General features: G+C 62.5%; 13 protein-coding genes and 1 pseudogene. 10 read left to right on the top strand and 4 right to left on the bottom strand.

What is annotated here, in order from left to right; all coding sequences use genetic code 11:
* Together IAE40_RS23740 and IAE40_RS23745 are read right to left on the bottom strand one after the other, a co-directional pair.
* Positions 1–1,679: pseudogene (locus IAE40_RS23740) on the bottom strand (GspE/PulE family protein).
* 100 nt (positions 1,680–1,779) lie between these two features.
* The gene (locus IAE40_RS23745) at positions 1,780–2,106 is read right to left on the bottom strand and encodes a hypothetical protein (RefSeq protein ID WP_153774818.1); all 327 of its coding nucleotides are present in this window, start codon (positions 2,104–2,106) and stop codon (positions 1,780–1,782) included.
* 126 nt (positions 2,107–2,232) lie between these two features.
* On the opposite strand from IAE40_RS23745, the gene IAE40_RS23750 reads away from it, so the two are divergent.
* Positions 2,233–2,703, top strand: a complete 471-nt coding sequence (locus IAE40_RS23750) for an Lrp/AsnC family transcriptional regulator (protein WP_153774819.1) — start codon at positions 2,233–2,235, stop codon at positions 2,701–2,703.
* Between the two features lie 60 nt (positions 2,704–2,763).
* Here the strand turns inward: IAE40_RS23750 and IAE40_RS23755 are convergent, their stop codons facing one another.
* A complete protein-coding gene (locus tag IAE40_RS23755; RefSeq protein ID WP_063541748.1) occupies positions 2,764–4,143 on the bottom strand; it encodes a CYTH domain-containing protein in 1,380 nt (459 codons plus the stop codon).
* A gap of 104 nt (positions 4,144–4,247) precedes the next feature.
* Here IAE40_RS23755 and argE point away from each other — a divergent pair, with 104 nt between their 5' ends.
* Positions 4,248–5,390 (top strand): acetylornithine deacetylase, encoded by a 1,143-nt coding sequence (gene argE, locus IAE40_RS23760; protein WP_065862346.1) that lies wholly within the window; start codon positions 4,248–4,250, stop codon positions 5,388–5,390.
* Positions 5,391–5,515: 125 nt separating this feature from the next.
* Positions 5,516–6,814, top strand: coding sequence for an amino-acid N-acetyltransferase (gene argA, locus IAE40_RS23765; RefSeq protein WP_063541744.1), 1,299 nt, complete (start codon positions 5,516–5,518; stop codon positions 6,812–6,814).
* Between the two features lie 151 nt (positions 6,815–6,965).
* Here argA and IAE40_RS23770 read toward each other — a convergent pair whose 3' ends face one another.
* On the bottom strand, positions 6,966–8,342 hold the full coding sequence (locus IAE40_RS23770) for a glutamine synthetase family protein (protein WP_054894988.1): 1,377 nt from the start codon (positions 8,340–8,342) through the stop codon (positions 6,966–6,968).
* Between the two features lie 668 nt (positions 8,343–9,010).
* Between IAE40_RS23770 and IAE40_RS23775 the strand changes: the two genes are divergently transcribed.
* The 7 genes from IAE40_RS23775 to IAE40_RS23805 all read left to right on the top strand — a co-directional run bounded on the left by IAE40_RS23775 (position 9,011) and on the right by IAE40_RS23805 (position 17,322).
* Entirely contained in the window at positions 9,011–10,369 is a 1,359-nt protein-coding gene (locus IAE40_RS23775) for a glutamine synthetase family protein (RefSeq protein WP_054894987.1), read from the top strand.
* Positions 10,370–10,417: 48 nt separating this feature from the next.
* The gene (locus tag IAE40_RS23780; RefSeq protein ID WP_197890527.1) at positions 10,418–11,779 is read left to right on the top strand and encodes an aspartate aminotransferase family protein; all 1,362 of its coding nucleotides are present in this window, start codon (positions 10,418–10,420) and stop codon (positions 11,777–11,779) included.
* A 169-nt stretch (positions 11,780–11,948) separates the two neighbouring features.
* A complete protein-coding gene (locus IAE40_RS23785; protein WP_063541740.1) occupies positions 11,949–13,046 on the top strand; it encodes a polyamine ABC transporter substrate-binding protein in 1,098 nt (365 codons plus the stop codon).
* A 162-nt stretch (positions 13,047–13,208) separates the two neighbouring features.
* Positions 13,209–14,303, top strand: coding sequence for a polyamine ABC transporter substrate-binding protein (locus IAE40_RS23790; protein WP_054925889.1), 1,095 nt, complete (start codon positions 13,209–13,211; stop codon positions 14,301–14,303).
* Between the two features lie 69 nt (positions 14,304–14,372).
* Positions 14,373–15,515 (top strand): ABC transporter ATP-binding protein, encoded by a 1,143-nt coding sequence (locus IAE40_RS23795; RefSeq protein WP_054894983.1) that lies wholly within the window; start codon positions 14,373–14,375, stop codon positions 15,513–15,515.
* A gap of 35 nt (positions 15,516–15,550) precedes the next feature.
* A complete protein-coding gene (locus IAE40_RS23800) occupies positions 15,551–16,432 on the top strand; it encodes an ABC transporter permease subunit (RefSeq protein WP_172964842.1) in 882 nt (293 codons plus the stop codon).
* Positions 16,429–17,322 (top strand): ABC transporter permease subunit, encoded by an 894-nt coding sequence (locus tag IAE40_RS23805; protein ID WP_065862352.1) that lies wholly within the window; start codon positions 16,429–16,431, stop codon positions 17,320–17,322. Before IAE40_RS23800 ends, IAE40_RS23805 begins: the two co-directional genes overlap by 4 nt.
* Positions 17,323–17,525: the final 203 nt, after the last annotated feature.

Raw genomic sequence — 17,525 nt, forward strand, 5'->3', positions numbered from 1 at the left:
TCAGGCACATACCCGAAGGACTTCCGCGAGGCTGGTCACGCCCCAAGCCACCCTCTCTTCACCGCAGCGGCGCAGGTCGCGCATGCCCTGCGCCAGAGCCTGCTGGCGCAGGCTGGCAAGGTCGCTGTCCGGGCCGATCCGAGTTCGCAGGGCGTTGTCCAGCACGAGCAGTTCGAAAAGCCCCGTGCGCCCTTGGTAACCAGTACCGCGACACTGGCGACATGCCGTTTCACGAGTGCCGGGACGTCCCTTGCAGGCGCTGCAGAAGGTGCGTGCCAGACGCTGGGCCATCACGCCGATCAACGTGGCCTTTATCAGGTAATCGGCACACCCAGCTCCTGCAGGCGAGTAATGGCGCTGCAAGCGTCGTTGGTGTGCAGGGTCGATAGCACCAGGTGTCCGGTCAACGCCGCCTGGACCGCCACCTGGGCGGTTTCGCGGTCGCGTATCTCGCCGATCATGATGATGTCCGGGTCCTGGCGCAGCAGCGCGCGCACGCCGTTGGCAAAGCCGAGGTCGAGGCCGGGCTGGACCTGCAACTGATTGAAGCCGGGCTCCAGGCGCTCGATCGGATCTTCGATGGTGCACAGGTTGACCTCTGGCGTGGCCAGGTGCTTCAGGCTGGCGTAGAGCGTGCTGGTCTTGCCCGAGCCGGTGGGGCCGGTGAGCAGGATGATGCCCTGGCGCTTTGCCAACAGCGCCTGCCACTGCTCCAGCAAGGCACCTTCGAGCCCCAGGCGCTCCAGGTCTTCGTGCAGTTGTTCGGGATCGAAGAGGCGCAACACCAGTTTTTCGCCGAACGGTGTCGGCAGGGTCGACAGGCGCAACTCGACTTGCGCGCTGCCGGGCAGGCGGCTTTTCAGGCGTCCGTCCTGTGGGCGGCGCTTCTCGGCGACATCCATTCGCCCGAGGTGCTTGAGGCGGCTGACCAGCGCCAGGACCACGCCGGCGGGAAACTGGTAGACCGTATGCAGCAGGCCGTCGATGCGGTAGCGCAAGCGACCCTCGTCGTGGTGTGGTTCGAGATGGATATCGCTGGCACGCTGCTCGATGGCGTACTGCAGCAGCCAATCGACGATATGCACGATGTGCGCATCATCGGCGCTGATGGCGGTGCTGCGCCCACCGAGCTCCAGGAGCTGCTCAAGTTCGCCCAGGCTTGCGCGCTGCTGCTGGTGGGCGCCCTGCACGGATCGCGACAGGCGCTGGAACGTGTCGCCGAGCTGGCGCAGTTGCACAGGGCTGACCAGCACCCGGCGAATCGGCTGGCCTAGGCTGCGGTTCAGGTCGGCTTCCCACTCGCGTTGGTAGGGCTGTGCGCTGGCGACAGTAATGCCGGTCGCATCCAGCGCCACGGCGAGGATGCCGTGGCGCTGGGCGAAAGCGGGCGAGATCAGGCCGGCGACGCGAGCCAGATCGACCTGCAACGGGTCCAGGCGCAGAAAGGGTTGGCCGACCCTTTCTGCCAGCCATTGGCACAGGGTGTCGAGGTCCAGGGTATGACCGGGCCGCAGGCAGTCGCTCAGGGCCAGGCTGGCGAGGACTTCGAGCGGGTGGCCGGGCTGGCTGGCGGCGTGTTCGAGTGCACGCAGGGCATCGGCGGGGGCCAGCCGATGTTCGGCGAGCAGCGTGTCGAGGAGGCGTTTGAGGTCGAGGCTGTGATCGTCAGGGTTGTGCATGGCGGCGTCCTTGCCGAGGCTGCTGAAAGGCCCAGGCAAGGTTAGCTGCAGAGCGGGGCAGGGCCTTGGGGAAGGCGTTTCCGAATCTTGCGGGGCAGCGTCAGCCCGCCGCCACCTCAGACAGTTTCGGCACGCTTTCCAGAAAGACCTCGCCGACACACACCAGGTTACGCATCTTCTGCGCGATCACCCCGGCGCGGTGCCAGCTGAGGCCGTCGATACCGATCTCCAGCTCCAGCAGGCCGTCGCGCTGGCACACCTGCACGCTGTGCGGTGTGAGGAACTGCAGGGCGAAGAGATTGAGTACCCGGCACAGGCTGTCCGGCTCGGCCTCGATGTCGAGGCGGTAGCGGACCTCGCCATGCAGGGCGCTGGCGGCCCAGGCGTCGCTACGGGGCTGGGGGGTGTGCCGTTCGAGTGCATTCATGGAGCGTCTCCTTCGATGTGGAGAAATTCTCGCAGGTCAAAACCGGCATTTCTTCGCTATGATTGCCCTTGTTTTGTAGTTGGACGAATAATAATTGTCGTATTTTTGGCATCTGGAGAATTAATCATGCAAAGCGAGCTGGATGCCTACGACAGGCGCATTCTTGAACTGCTGCAGGAGGATGCGTCGCTGTCCAGCGCGCAGATCGCCGACCGTGTCGGGCTGTCGCAGTCGCCTTGCTGGCGTCGGATACAGCGCCTGAAGGATGAAGGGGTTATTCGCGCCCAGGTCACCTTGCTGGACCGCAAGAAAGTCGGTCTGAACACGCAGATATTCGCCGAGGTGAAACTCAACGCCCATGGGCGTTCGAATTTCACCGAGTTCACCGAGGCGATCCGCGGCTTTCCGGAAGTACTGGAGTGTTATGTGCTGATGGGGGCGGTCGACTTCCTGTTGCGTATCGTCACCTCGGACATCGAGGCCTACGAGCGGTTCTTCTTCGAGAAGCTGTCGAACGTACCGGGGATACAGGAAGTGAATTCGATCGTGGCGCTCTCGGAGATCAAGTCCACCACCTGCCTGCCGCTATCGAGGTGAGGCCTTCGCAGGTAAATCGGGTCGGTGCCCCGATTTACCTGCGAAGAAGCCGACGCGCGATTACACCTTGAGCAGGTGTTTCCAGGCGCGGCTCTGGTCGATGGCGCGAGCCTGCTCGATGCGGGCTTCGAACAGCGCGTCCGACTGCTCTTCGGCCAGCGGCTGCTCGGCCAGTTCGTGCAGCTTCTTCAGATCGCCGTACAGGCGGTCCAGTTGCGGCACTTCCAGCACCTGGCGGGCGTGGTGCAGCCAGGTCAGCAACTGCTCGATGCGCGGCAACTGCTCCCCCAGATCCTCTGGGCGCTGGGTGTACAGCGGCAGTTTCAGCGCGCGGCCTTCTTCACCCAGTTGGTGGTGCAGCCAGCTGGCCAGTTGGGCCTTGCCCTGGCGCTCGCCGCGGCCCTTGCGCTCCACGGTCCAGGCGCGCGCCAGCAGCCAGCGCGAGGTTTCCAGGGAGAACTGGCCCCAGCGGGTGTCTTCCAGCTCTTCGGCGAACTGCTCGGGCGCGGCGCGGCGGATGTCTTCGTCCTCGTTGCCGGCCTGTACCAGCGGGCGCCAGTCTTCGAGCAGGGCGTCGAGGCGGGCGCGCAGGTCACGGGTGGTAGCTCGTGGCGCGGCCTGGCCCAGGCTGCTGGTGAGGGCGCGCAGCTCTGCCAGGCACTGCACCCATTCCTGCAGCAGGCGCCAGTGGCCGTTATGACGGTACTGTTCTGCCAGGCGCTGGCTGCTGCCCAGCAGTTGCCAGGCGAGCGCGGCGTAGGCGTCATCCACAGCCATTTCGGCGTCCAGCTCGGTGTGTGGCAGGCTCAACTCGTAGCTATCTGGCTCGAGCAGGCGGTAGCCGCGCTCGGCCTTGCTGATGTCGCAGGGCATCAGGGCCAGCGTGGCGGAGAGCTCGGCAGCCAGCTCCAGCAGGGCTTCAGGGGCGCCTTCACGCAGCTCCAGCTCGAGCTCGCAGATTTCTTCCTTGCGTTTGCCGGCAATGACGAAGCCTTGGTCGAGCGCGGCTTCGATCACCACCTTGGCCTTGCCGCGACCCCAGGAGATCTCGGCGTATTCGCGGGTGAAATCGGTGGTGAACAATGGCTTGATGGTCTTCTTGTCCAGCTCGGCCAATTGCTCGGGCCAGCAGCTGGCGTCGAGTTTCTTCAGGTCCAACTTGACCTTGTCCAGGTACCACTCGTACTCGTTGCGCTCGGACAGGCCGGCAACGCTCTGCCCACGGCACTTGAGGGTCTGGATGATGACCTCGCCGTCGCGGCGCAGGCGCAGGGCGACGCGGGCTGCAGAGAGCTCGCGGTCGGGGGTGTCGAAGTACTGGTTGAGCAGTTCGCGGGTCTGCCAGCCGGACTTGTTGCGCTTCTTCAGCAAGGGGTGCTCGCGCAGGGCGGCAAGGGTCTCGCGGCTGGCGCGGAGCTTGAGTTCGGTTTCTTTGTGCATCGCTGGCTCGAAGGAAGGCGTGGTTGCCGGAGAGTCTACAGGAGTTGCCCTGCCAAGGGACGGCATTGCTATGATGACCGCCATGCTTTACGAGGAGTTCGTGCATGCCGTTGCCATCGCTCAAAGACCAGTTCGCCGCCCTGATCGCCGCCCCCTCGGTCAGCTGCACCCAGGCCGCACTGGACCAGTCCAACCGCCAGGTCATCGACCTGCTCGCCAACTGGCTGGGCGATCTGGGTTTCCGTTGCGAGGTCCAGGAGGTCACTCCAGGCAAGTTCAACCTGCTCGCCAGCCGCGGTACCGGCCCGGGCGGCCTGGTGCTGGCCGGCCACAGCGATACGGTGCCGTTCGATCCACAGTTGTGGAGCAGCGACCCGTTGAAGCTCACCGAAGTGGATGGCCGCTGGGTAGGGCTGGGCAGTTGCGACATGAAGGGCTTCTTCGCCTTGGTGATCGAGGCGGTGATCCCGCTGCTGGAGCACGACTTCAAGCAACCGCTGCTGATCCTCGCCACCTGCGATGAAGAAAGCTCGATGTCGGGCGCTCGCGCCCTGGCCGAAGCGGGACAGCCGCTGGGCCGGGCGGCGGTGATCGGCGAACCCACTGGGCTGAAGCCGATCCGCATGCACAAGGGCATCCTCATGGACCGCATCGATATTCTCGGGCGCAGCGGCCATTCGTCGGATCCAAGCCTGGGCCACAGTGCCCTGGAGGCCATGCACGCGGTGATGGGCGAACTCATGGGCCTGCGCCAGCAGTGGCAGCAGACCTACCGCAATCCGCAGTTCACCGTGCCCACCCCGACGATGAACTTCGGCTGCATCCACGGCGGCGACAACCCCAATCGCATCTGTGGCCAGTGCGCCCTGGAGTTCGACCTGCGCCCGTTGCCAGGGATGGACGTGGAGCAACTGCGTGCGGCTATACGGGCAAAGCTCAAACCTGTGGCCGAGCGCCATGAAGTGCGCATCGACTATGCGCCGCTGTTCCCCGAGGTACCGCCGTTCGAGCAGGCCGCCGACGCCGAGCTGGTGCAACTGGCCGAGCGTCTGACCGGTCATCGTGCCGAAGCGGTGGCCTTTGGCACCGAAGCGCCTTATCTTCAACAGCTGGGTTGCCAGACCATCGTGCTCGGCCCCGGCGACATCGCTTGCGCCCATCAGCCGGGCGAGTACCTTGAAATGTCACGAATCGAGCCTACCGTGCGTCTATTGCGTGATCTTGTCCGGCACTATTGCCTGAGCTAAACGTCAACTGACCTGATTCGTTCCTGCCTAGAGGAGACCGCGCGTGACCGCAAGCCTGTTCCGACGATGACTTTCGAACGTTGTGCGCCTTCACCCGTCTCGTTCACTTATCCACAGGCCCTGTCATGCCCGAATACGTCAACTGGCTGCGTCATGCCTCCCCGTACATCAATGCCCATCGCGACTGCACCTTCGTGGTCATGCTCCCCGGCGATGGTGTCGATCACCCCAACTTCGGCAATATTGTCCACGACCTGGTGCTGCTGCACAGCCTGGGCGTGCGGCTGGTACTGGTCCACGGCTCGCGCCCGCAGATCGAAAGCCGCCTGGCTGCCCGCGGCCTGACCCCGCATTACCATCACGGCCTGCGCATCACCGACGCCGCGACCCTGGAGTGCGTGATCGACGCCGTCGGCGCCCTGCGCCTGGCCATCGAAGCGCGCCTGTCGATGGATATCGCCGCATCGCCCATGCAGGGCTCGCGCCTGCGTGTGGCCTGCGGCAACCTGGTGACTGCACGGCCTATCGGCGTGCTGGAGGGGGTCGACTACCACCACACCGGCGAGGTGCGGCGCATCGATCGCAAGGGCATCAGCCGCCTGCTCGACGAGCGCTCCATCGTGCTGTTGTCGCCACTGGGCTATTCGCCGACCGGCGAGATCTTCAACCTGGCCTGCGAAGACGTCGCCACCCGTGCCGCCATCGAACTGGGCGCTGACAAGTTGCTGTTGTTCGGCGCCGAGCCGGGCCTGCTGGACGACAAAGGCAAGCTGGTGCGTGAGCTGCGGCCGCAGCAGGTTCCGGCGCACCTGCAACGCCTGGGCAGCGACTATCAGGGTGAGCTGCTCGATGCCGCCGCCGAGGCCTGCAAGGGTGGGGTAGCGCGCAGCCACATCGTCAGCTACGCCGAGGATGGTGCGCTGCTCACTGAGCTGTTCACCCGCGACGGCGGTGGCACGCTGGTAGCGCAGGAGCAGTTCGAGATCGTTCGTGAGGCGACCATCGAGGATGTCGGCGGCCTGCTCGAGCTGATCAGCCCGCTGGAAGAGCAGGGCATTCTTGTGCGCCGTTCGCGCGAGGTGCTGGAGCGGGAAATCGAGCAGTTCAGTGTGGTGGAGCGTGACGGCATGATCATCGCCTGCGCGGCGTTGTATCCGATTGCCGAGTCCGAGGCGGGCGAGCTGGCGTGTCTGGCGGTGAATCCGGAGTACCGGCATGGGGGCCGGGGTGATGACCTGCTCGAGCGTATCGAGACCCGTGCGCGGCAGTTGGGCCTCAATACCCTGTTCGTGCTGACGACACGTACGGCGCACTGGTTCCGCGAGCGCGGGTTCCAGCCCAGTGGCGTGGAACGGCTGCCGGCGGCGCGGGCTTCGCTGTACAACTACCAGCGCAATTCGAAGATTTTCGAGAAGTCGTTGTAGGTCAGTACCGGCCCTATCGCGGGACAAGCCCGCTCCCACAGGCACCCCTCCGACTGTGAGACCAGCGGGTGCCTGTGGGAGCGGGTTTACCCGCGAAGCAGACACCGCGAACCTCAATGAAAAACGCCGCCCCTGAGGGCGGCGTTTTCGTTTACACGGTATGCAGGTACCAGTTGTACTCGAGGTCGGAGATCGAGTGTTCGAACTCCTCCAGCTCGCTCTCCTTGCACGCGACGAAAATGTCGATGTACTTCGGATCGATGTACTTGTTCAGGATCTCGCTGTCGTCCAGCTCGCGCAGGGCATCGCGCAGGTTGTTCGGCAGGCTCTGTTCCAACTGCTCGTAGGAATTGCCTTCGATCGGCTCACCCGGCTCGATCTTGTTGGTCAGGCCGTGGTGCACACCAGCCAGGACCGCCGCCATCATCAGGTACGGGTTGGCGTCGGCACCGGCCACGCGGTGCTCGATGCGCACGGCGTCCGGCGAGCCGGTTGGCACGCGCAGGGCCACGGTGCGGTTGTCCAGGCCCCAGCTCGGCGCGTTCGGTACGTAGAACTGTGCGCCGAAACGGCGGTACGAGTTGACGTTCGGGCAGAGGAACGCCATCGATGCGGGCAGGGTCTCGAGCACACCGCCGACAGCGTGACGAAGCGCGGCGTTCTGCTCGGGATCCTCGCTGGTGAAGATGTTGTTGCCATCTTTGTCCAGCACGGAGATGTGTACATGCAGGCCATTGCCAGCCTGGCCCGGGTAGGGCTTGGCCATGAAGGTGGTGTCCATTTCATGGTCGTAGGCGATGTTCTTGATCAGGCGCTTGAGCAGCACTGCGTAGTCACAGGCCTTCAACGGATCGGGCACGTGATGCAGGTTGACCTCGAACTGCGCCGGGGCGCTTTCCTTGACGATCGCGTCGGCCGGGATGCCCTGCTCCTTCGCGCCTTCGAGGATGTCCTGCAGGCAGTCGGCATACTCGTCCAGGTCGTCGATCAGGTAGACCTGGGTCGACTGTGGACGCTTGCCCGAGATCGGCGAGCGCGGCGGCTGCGGACGGCCGTTCACGTTCTCCTGGTCGATCAGGTAGAACTCCAGCTCGAATGCGGCGCAAATGGTCAGGCCCATGTCGGTGAACTTGCTCACCACCTGGCGCAACACTTCACGCGGGTCGGCGAAGAACGGCTCGCCTTCGATTTCGTGCATGGTCATCAGCAGTTGCGCGGTCGGGCGCTTCTGCCAAGGTTCGTTGGAGAGGGTGCCAGGGATCGGATAGCAGATGCGGTCGGCGTCGCCGATGTCCAGGCCAAGGCCCGTGCTTTCGACGGTCGAGCCGTTGATATCCAGGGCGAAGAGGGAGGCGGGCAGGTTGATGCCTTTCTCGTAAACCTTGTGAAGGCTCGTGCGTTCGATACGCTTGCCACGAACCACACCATTCATATCTGCAATCAGAAGGTCAACGTAGAGAACCTCAGGATGTTCCTTAAGGAACGCGTTCGCTTCGTTAAGCTGAACGGCACGCGGGGGTACCGACATGATGCAACACCTTTGTTGTTAAAAATATCAATCAAGGGGGGCTTGCAGACCCAGTCAATCGAAAAGACAAACTGATGTCAAGCCAACCTCCTGATGCCCTGAAATGGCACATCAACGGCGGATTTGCTGCATATAAGGGCATGCCATTATCCGCTAAATCTGTAGGAAAGGGCTACGGCGATGGTGGCGTATTTTATTTTTTACGGAGGTGTTGTGAAAAAAAATGAACGAGGCTAAGCTCGGTCGCAACCCATAACAGTAATAATACGAGGGTCACATGGTCCGCCAGTCGCGACCTGAAAGCGCCGCCTGCGCTGTGCAGTCAGGTATTTTCACCGCTTGCCGAAAGGCCCTCGCGCGCCTGGCCCATTCCAGGAACAGACTGGCCGCAATAATTGACGACCGGCACAGTCAGCCCTCGCCCCGTAGCAGTTTACTGCACGCTTTTCTTACTTCCTGCCCTTTGCTTTCGAGATCGACACGCGTTTTGCGCGTGGATCGGCTGCCGTCCTGCGCATGGGTTTTTGCTTTGGCAACGTACTCCATCCAGAATCAATGCGTGGGCCTTGCCAGGCCCTGCCGCGCCGAATGCGCCGACATTGACCGACGCCAGGCGTCAGTAGCGCCCGCCCCGCTGGGGCTGGGTCAAATGACCTCCTGAGGTATTTATGAGTAACAACCTCGACCAGCTCACCGATTGGTTGAAAGAGCACAAGATCACCGAAGTCGAATGCCTGATCAGCGACCTGACCGGCATCACCCGTGGCAAGATCTCGCCGACCAACAAGTTCATCGCCGAAAAGGGCATGCGCCTGCCCGAAAGCGTTTTGTTGCAAACTGTGACTGGCGACTACGTCGACGACGACATCTATTACGACCTGCTCGACCCGGCCGACATCGACATGATCTGCCGCCCCGACCAGGACGCGGTGTTCCTGGTGCCTTGGGCCATCGAGCCGACCGCCCAGGTGATCCACGACACCTATGACAAGAAAGGCAATCCGGTCGAACTGTCGCCGCGCAACGTCCTCAAGAAGGTGCTCAAACTCTATGCCGACAAGGGTTGGCAGCCGATCGTCGCGCCAGAGATGGAGTTCTACCTGACCAAGCGCAGCGAAGACCCGGACTTCCCGCTGCAACCACCGGTGGGTCGCTCTGGTCGTCCGGAAACCGGACGCCAGTCGTTCTCCATCGAGGCCGCCAACGAATTCGACCCGCTGTTCGAAGACGTCTATGACTGGTGCGAACTGCAGCAGCTGGACCTCGACACGTTGATCCACGAAGACGGCACGGCGCAGATGGAGATCAACTTCCGTCACGGCGACGCGCTGCACCTTGCCGACCAGATCCTGGTGTTCAAGCGCACCATGCGCGAGGCCGCGCTCAAGCACAACGTGGCCGCGACCTTCATGGCCAAGCCCATGACCGGCGAGCCCGGCAGCGCCATGCACCTGCACCAGAGCGTGATCGACATCGCCACCGGCAAGAACATCTTCTCCAATGAAGACGGCAGCATGAGCACGCTGTTCCTGCATCACATCGGCGGCCTGCAGAAACTCATTCCCGAGGCATTGCCGCTGTTCGCACCGAACGTCAACTCGTTCCGCCGTTTCCTGCCTGACACCTCGGCACCCGTGAACGTGGAGTGGGGCGAAGAGAACCGTACCGTCGGCCTGCGCGTACCGGATGCCGGCCCGCAGAACCGCCGCGTGGAAAACCGCCTGCCGGGCGCCGACGCCAACCCCTACCTGGCCATCGCCGCGAGCCTGCTGTGCGGCTTCATCGGCATGGTCGAGGGCATCGAGGCCAGCGCGCCAGTCCAGGGCCGTGGCTATGAGCGGCGCAACCTGCGCCTGCCGCTGACCATCGAGGACGCCCTGGAGCGTATGGAGAACAGCCGGTCGCTGGTGCAGTACCTGGGCAAGAAGTTCATTACCGGCTACGTCGCCACCAAGCGCGCAGAGCATGAAAACTTCAAACGCGTCATCAGTTCCTGGGAGCGTGAGTTCCTGCTGTTTGCCGTGTGATCAACCCTGGGGCCGCCGCAACGCGGCCATCGGATAGTGGAGAAGCAGATGAGCGTCAACAACCCGCAAACCCGTGAATGGCAAAACCTGAGCGGCGAGCACCACCTGGCACCCTTCAGCGATTACAAGCAACTGAAGGAGAAGGGGCCGCGCATCATCACCAAGGCCCAGGGTGTGCATTTGTGGGACAGCGAGGGGCACAAGATCCTCGATGGCATGGCCGGCCTGTGGTGCGTGGCGGTTGGCTATGGTCGCGAAGAGCTGGTCCAGGCGGCAGAGAAGCAGATGCGCGAGCTGCCGTACTACAACCTGTTCTTCCAGACCGCTCATCCGCCAGCACTGGAGCTGGCCAAGGCCATTACCGACGTGGCGCCCGAAGGCATGAGCCATGTCTTCTTCACTGGCTCCGGCTCTGAAGGCAACGACACCGTGCTGCGCATGGTCCGCCACTACTGGGCGCTCAAGGGCAAACCAAACAAGCAGACGCTCATCGGCCGGGTCAACGGCTACCACGGCTCCACCGTCGCTGGCGCTAGCCTTGGCGGCATGAGCGGCATGCACGAGCAGGGTGGTTTGCCGATCCCGGGCATCGTGCATATCCCGCAGCCGTACTGGTTCGGCGAAGGTGGCGACATGACCCCGGAGGCGTTCGGAATCTGGGCTGCCGAGCAGTTGGAGAAGAAGATTCTTGAGGTCGGTGAAGACAACGTCGCCGCCTTCATCGCCGAGCCGATCCAGGGCGCCGGTGGGGTGATCATTCCACCCGAGACGTACTGGCCGAAGATCAAGGAGATCCTCGCCCGCTACGACATCCTGTTCGTCGCCGACGAAGTGATCTGCGGCTTTGGCCGTACCGGCGAGTGGTTCGGCTCCGATTATTACGACCTCAAGCCTGACCTGATGACCATCGCCAAGGGCCTGACCTCCGGTTACATCCCCATGGGCGGTGTGATTGTGCGTGACAAGGTGGCCAAGGTGCTCAGCGAAGGTGGCGATTTCAACCACGGCTTCACCTACTCGGGGCACCCGGTGGCAGCGGCGGTAGGGCTGGAAAACTTGCGCATCCTGCGTGACGAGAAGATCGTCGAGCGCGCACGCACAGAAGTGGCACCGTACTTGCAAAAACGTCTTCGCGAACTGCAAGACCACCCGCTGGTGGGCGAGGTACGCGGCCTGGGCCTGCTCGGCGCAATCGAGCTGGTCAAGGACAAGGCGACCCGCAGCCGTTACGAAGGCAAGGGCGTGGGCATGGTTTGCCGCAACTTCTGTTTCGACAACGGCCTGATCATGCGCGCAGTGGGCGACACCATGATCATCGCGCCGCCGCTGGTAATAAGCCGCGAAGAAGTGGACGAACTGGTAGAAAAGGCGCGCAAGTGCCTGGATCTGACCCTTGAAGCGATTCGATAGGCGTTTGCTAGGCTAGCGATGTGACATTAAGTCGTTACAAGGCCCTGCTTTCCTTGAAACAGCGCCTTGTAACTTGCCAGACTAGCGGTTGTTTCAGTCGTCCAGCGCTTGCACCACGGGACCTGGCAGCTGAACAGATGGCTACTAAAAAAATTCTGGAGCATAACGCATGAAGAAAATGGGCAAGACGTTGCTGGCCGCCGCCCTGATGGGTGCCATGGCCACTGCTGTTCACGCTGAAGACAAGGTGCTGAACGTCTACAACTGGTCGGACTACATCGCTCCGGACACCATCGCCAAGTTCGAGAAGCAGACCGGCATCAAGGTCAAGTACGACGTCTTCGACAGCAACGAAACCCTGGAAGCCAAGCTGCTGGCAGGCAAGTCGGGCTACGACATCGTCGTGCCGTCCAATAACTTCCTGGCCAAGCAGATCAAGGCCGGCGTTTACGAGGAGCTCGACCGCTCCAAGCTGCCGAACTGGAAGAACCTCGACGAAGACCTGCTCAAGGCCGTTGGCGACGCCAGCGACAAAGGCAACAAGTACGCCTTCCCGTACATGTGGGGCTCCATCGGCATCGGCTACAACCCGGCCAAGGTCAAGGCCGCGCTGGGCGTCGACAAGATCGATTCGTGGGACGCCGTGTTCAAGCCGGAGAACATCGCCAAGCTCAAGAGCTGCGGCGTGAGCTTCCTCGATGCGCCGACCGAAATGCTTCCGGCCGCGCTGCATTACCTGGGCAAGCCGACCGACAGCACCACCAAGGAAGACCTGAAGGCGGCCGAGGACCTGTTCCTGAAGATCCGTCCTTCGATCACCTACTTCCACTCCTCCAAATACATCGGCGACCTGGCCAACGGCAACATCTGCGTGGCCGTCGGCTACTCGGGCGACCTGGAGCAGTCCAAGGCCCGCGCCCACGAAGCCGGCGACAAGGTCAAGCTGGACTACATCATTCCGAAAGAAGGCGCTGGTACCTTCTACGACATGGTCGCCATCCCGAAAGATGCCGAGCATAAAGATGCCGCCTACCAGTTCATGAACTTCCTGCTGCAACCGGAAGTCATGGCCGAGATCACCAACGCCGTGCGCTTCCCGAACGGCAACAAGGCCGCGACCCAGTTCGTCGACAAGGACATCACCAGCGACCCGAGCATCTATCCGCCGGCTGATGTGAAGAAACAGCTGTACGCGATCGCTGCTCCTGAAGCGGCCGCACAGCGTTTGATCACCCGTAGCTGGACCAAGATCAAGTCGGGCAAGTAAGCCCGATGCGGGGCTCTCTGGGTCGGGGTTTTCCGGCCCAGGGGGCATAAACCTCGATTGTCGATTGCGACATCCCAGCCACGCAGGTAAGTTGCGCGCCGGTTTTGCGTGTACGGCTGCTCCCAGCCGCCACCGAAGGCTCTGATTGTGAGGACCAACCACTTGTCTATTTCTGTATTGCGCAAGGCCATGATGGCTGGAGCAGGTCTGACGCTGGCCTGCAGCGTTCAAGCGGCGCCCACGGTGCACTTCTACAACTGGTCCGACTATGTCGGCCCGACCACGCTCGCGGACTTCGAGAAAGAGACGGGCATCAAGCCCGTGCAGGATGTCTTCGACTCCAACGAAACCCTGGAAGGCAAGCTGCTGGCCGGTAACACCGGCTATGACGTAGTGGTGCCGTCCAACCATTTCCTCGGCAAGCAGATCAAGGCGGGCGCGTTCCAGAAGCTCGACAAGCATCTGCTGCCCAATTATTCCAACCTGGACCCGGCGCTGATGAAGCGTCTGGAAAAGAACGATCCGGGCAACCAGTACGCCGTGCCTTACCTGTGGGGCACCAACGGCATCGGCTACAACGTCGACAAGGTCAAGGCCACGCTGGGCGTGGACAAGATCGACTCCTGGGCGGTGCTGTTCGAACCCGAGAACATGAAGAAGCTCTCCAAGTGCGGTGTGGCCTTCCTCGACTCGGCGGACGAGATGCTCCCGGCGGTGCTCAACTACATGGGGCTCAACCCCAACAGCACCGATCCAAAGGATTACGCCAAGGCCGAGAAGAAGCTGCTGGCGGTACGCCCGTACGTGACCTACTTCCACTCGTCCAAGTACATCACCGACCTGGCCAACGGCGACATCTGCGTCGCGGCAGGCTTCTCCGGCGATGTATTCCAGGCCAAGGCCCGTGCTGAAGAAGCCAAGAAGGGCGTGAACCTGGCCTACGCCATTCCCAAGGAAGGCGGCAACCTCTGGTTCGACGTGCTGGCGATTCCCAAGGACGCCAAGAACGTGAAAGAGGCCCACGCCTTCATCAACTATTTGCTGAAACCTGAGGTTATCGCCCAGGTCAGTGATTACGTCGGTTATGCCAACCCCAACCCCAAGGCTGGCGACCTGATGGACCAGGCTGTGAGAACTGACGCTGCGGTTTACCCATCGCAGGAAGTGCTGGACAAGATGTTCGTCAACGCGGAGTTGCCCCCCAAGGTGCAACGTCTGATGACCCGCAGCTGGACCAAGGTCAAGTCGGGCAAGTAAAAATCCAGACCCGACGCGGCCCTGCACACAGGCCGTTCGGGCACAAAAATCTTGTTGGGAGTTTCACTCATGGCAGTTGCCTCCGGTGCCTATAAGAAAGCCCTCGAGGGTGACCAGCAGCCCAAGCAGGTGCTGGTCAAGATCGACCGGGTCACGAAGAAGTTCGACGAAACCATCGCCGTGGACGATGTGTCCCTGGAAATCCGCAAAGGCGAGATCTTCGCCCTGCTGGGCGGCTCCGGTTCCGGCAAATCCACCTTGCTGCGGATGCTTGCAGGCTTCGAGCGCCCGACCGAAGGTCGGATCTTCCTCGACGGTGTCGACATCACCGACATGCCGCCCTACGAGCGGCCGATCAACATGATGTTCCAGTCCTATGCGCTGTTCCCGCACATGACCGTGGCGCAGAACATCGCCTTCGGCCTGCAGCAGGACAAGATGCCCAAGGCCGACATCGAAGCCCGCGTGGCCGAGATGCTCAAGCTGGTGCACATGACCCAGTACGCCAAGCGCAAGCCGCACCAGCTCTCCGGCGGCCAGCGTCAGCGCGTGGCCCTGGCCCGCTCGCTGGCCAAGCGTCCGAAACTGCTGCTGCTCGACGAGCCGATGGGCGCGCTGGACAAGAAACTGCGTTCGCAGATGCAGCTGGAGCTGGTCGAGATCATCGAGCGGGTCGGTGTGACATGCGTGATGGTGACCCACGACCAGGAAGAGGCCATGACCATGGCCCAGCGCATCGCCATCATGCACCTGGGCTGGATCGCCCAGATCGGCTCGCCTGTGGATATCTACGAGACGCCAACCAGTCGCCTGGTGTGCGAGTTCATCGGCAACGTCAACCTGTTCGAAGGTGAAGTGATCGACGACGCCGAAGGCCACGCGCTGATCGCCTCGCCGGAGCTCGAGCGCAAGATCTACGTCGGCCACGGTGTCACCACCTCGGTCGAAGACAAGCACATCACTTATGCGTTGCGTCCAGAGAAGCTGCTGGTGACGACGACGCAGCCCGATTTCGAGCACAACTGGTCCCGCGGCAAGGTCCACGACATCGCCTACCTGGGCGGTCACTCGGTGTTCTACGTCGAGCTGCCGAGCGGCAAGATCGTCCAGTCGTTCGTCGCCAACGCCGAACGCCAGGGCGCCCGCCCGACCTGGGGCGATGAAGTCTACGTGTGGTGGGAAGACGACAGCGGCGTGGTACTGCGCTCATGAAACCGCGAAAGCTCAAACGAGCCCTCCAGCGCATCATCCCCGAGGGACGCCATCTGGTGATCGGCGTGCCGTTCATCTGGCTGTTCCTGTTCTTCATGCTGCCGTTCTTCATCGTACTGAAGATCAGCTTCGCCGAAGCCGACGTGGCGATCCCGCCGTACACGGAGATTTACACCTACGTCGAGGACAAGATCCAACTGGTGCTGAACCTGGCCAACTATGGCCTGCTCACCGAGGATGACCTGTACATCTCGGCCTACCTTGGCTCGCTCAAGGTCGCCTTCTTCAGCACTTTGCTGTGCCTGCTGATCGGCTACCCGATGGCCTATGCCATCTCCAAGGCCGAGAAGGAGATGCAGACGGTCCTGCTGCTGCTGATCATGATGCCGACCTGGACCGCGATCCTGATCCGCGTCTATGCCTGGATGGGCATCCTCAGCAACAACGGGTTGCTCAACAGCTTCCTGCTGTGGACCGGGCTGATCGATCAGCCGCTGCAGATCCTCAACACCAACCTGGCGGTGTATATCGGTGTGGTCTATTCGTACCTGCCATTCATGATCCTGCCGCTGTACGCGAACCTGGTGAAGCATGACCAGAGCCTGCTGGAAGCTGCGAGCGACCTGGGCTCGAGCACCTTCAACAGCTTCTGGAAGATCACCGTGCCGCTGTCGAAGAACGGCATCATCGCCGGTTGCATGCTGGTGTTCATCCCGGTGGTGGGCGAGTTCGTGATCCCTGAACTGCTCGGCGGTCCGGAAACCCTGATGATCGGTAAAGTGCTGTGGCAGGAATTCTTCAACAACCGTGACTGGCCGGTGGCATCCGCGCTGGCAGTGGTGATGCTGGCGATCCTGATCGTGCCGATCCTGCTGTTCAACCGCAGCCAGGCCAAAGAGATGGAGGGTCGGGCATGAAGCGCTTCAGTTTCTCCAAGCTGATGCTGGTGCTCGGCTTGCTGTTCATCTACCTGCCGATGCTGATCCTGGTGATCTACTCGTTCAACGCCTCGAAGCTGGTGACGGTGTGGGGCGGCTGGTCGGTGAAGTGGTACGTCGGCCTGCTCGACAACACCCAGTTGATGGGTTCGGTGATGCGCTCGCTGGAGATCGCCTGCTACACGGCGGTGGCTGCGGTGGCGCTGGGCACCCTGGCGGCCTTCGTGCTGACCCGGGTCACTCGCTTCAAGGGCCGCACGCTGTTCGGTGGCCTGGTCACCGCGCCGCTGGTCATGCCCGAGGTGATCACCGGTCTGTCCCTGTTGCTGCTGTTCGTGGCCATGGCGCAGATGATCGGCTGGCCGCAGGAGCGTGGCGTCGTCACCATCTGGATCGCCCACACCACCTTCTGTGCCGCGTATGTGGCGGTGGTGGTGTCGGCTCGCCTGCGTGAGCTGGACCTGTCGATCGAGGAAGCGGCGATGGACCTGGGCGCCAAGCCGTGGAAGGTGTTCTTCCTGATCACCATCCCGATGATCGCGCCTTCTCTGGCAGCGGGCGGCATGATGTCGTTCGCCCTCTCGCTGGATGACCTGGTGCTGGCCAGCTTCGTGTCCGGCCCGGGCTCGACCACCTTGCCGATGGAAGTGTTCTCGGCCGTGCGTCTGGGTGTGAAGCCCGAGATCAACGCCGTGGCCAGCCTGATCCTGCTGTCGGTGTCGTTGGTGACCTTCCTGGTCTGGTACTTCAGCCGTCGCGCCGAAGAACGCCGCCGCCGGGCGATCCAGCAAGCCATCGAGGAAGGTGCTGCAGCGAACGTCGGCCAACCTCAGGTACGGCGTCCGGCACAGGCTGCTGCGTCGGCCTGACCGGCCCTTTCGCGGGTAAATCGGAGCGCCGAACCGCCGCCCCCACAGGATCACCACTGCTTTTGACGCTTGTGGTGATCCTGTTGGAGCAACTGTCTTGCTCAAGAATCTAGGCCTGGCCAATCCCTGTGGGAGCGGGCTTGTCCCGCGAGCACGGGCGTAGCCCGTGCCAGGCAGCGCGGTGTCTTTTTCGCGGGTAAACC

This window comes from Pseudomonas sp. S44, assembly GCF_016624805.1.
Lineage (GTDB): Bacteria > Pseudomonadota > Gammaproteobacteria > Pseudomonadales > Pseudomonadaceae > Aquipseudomonas > Aquipseudomonas machongensis.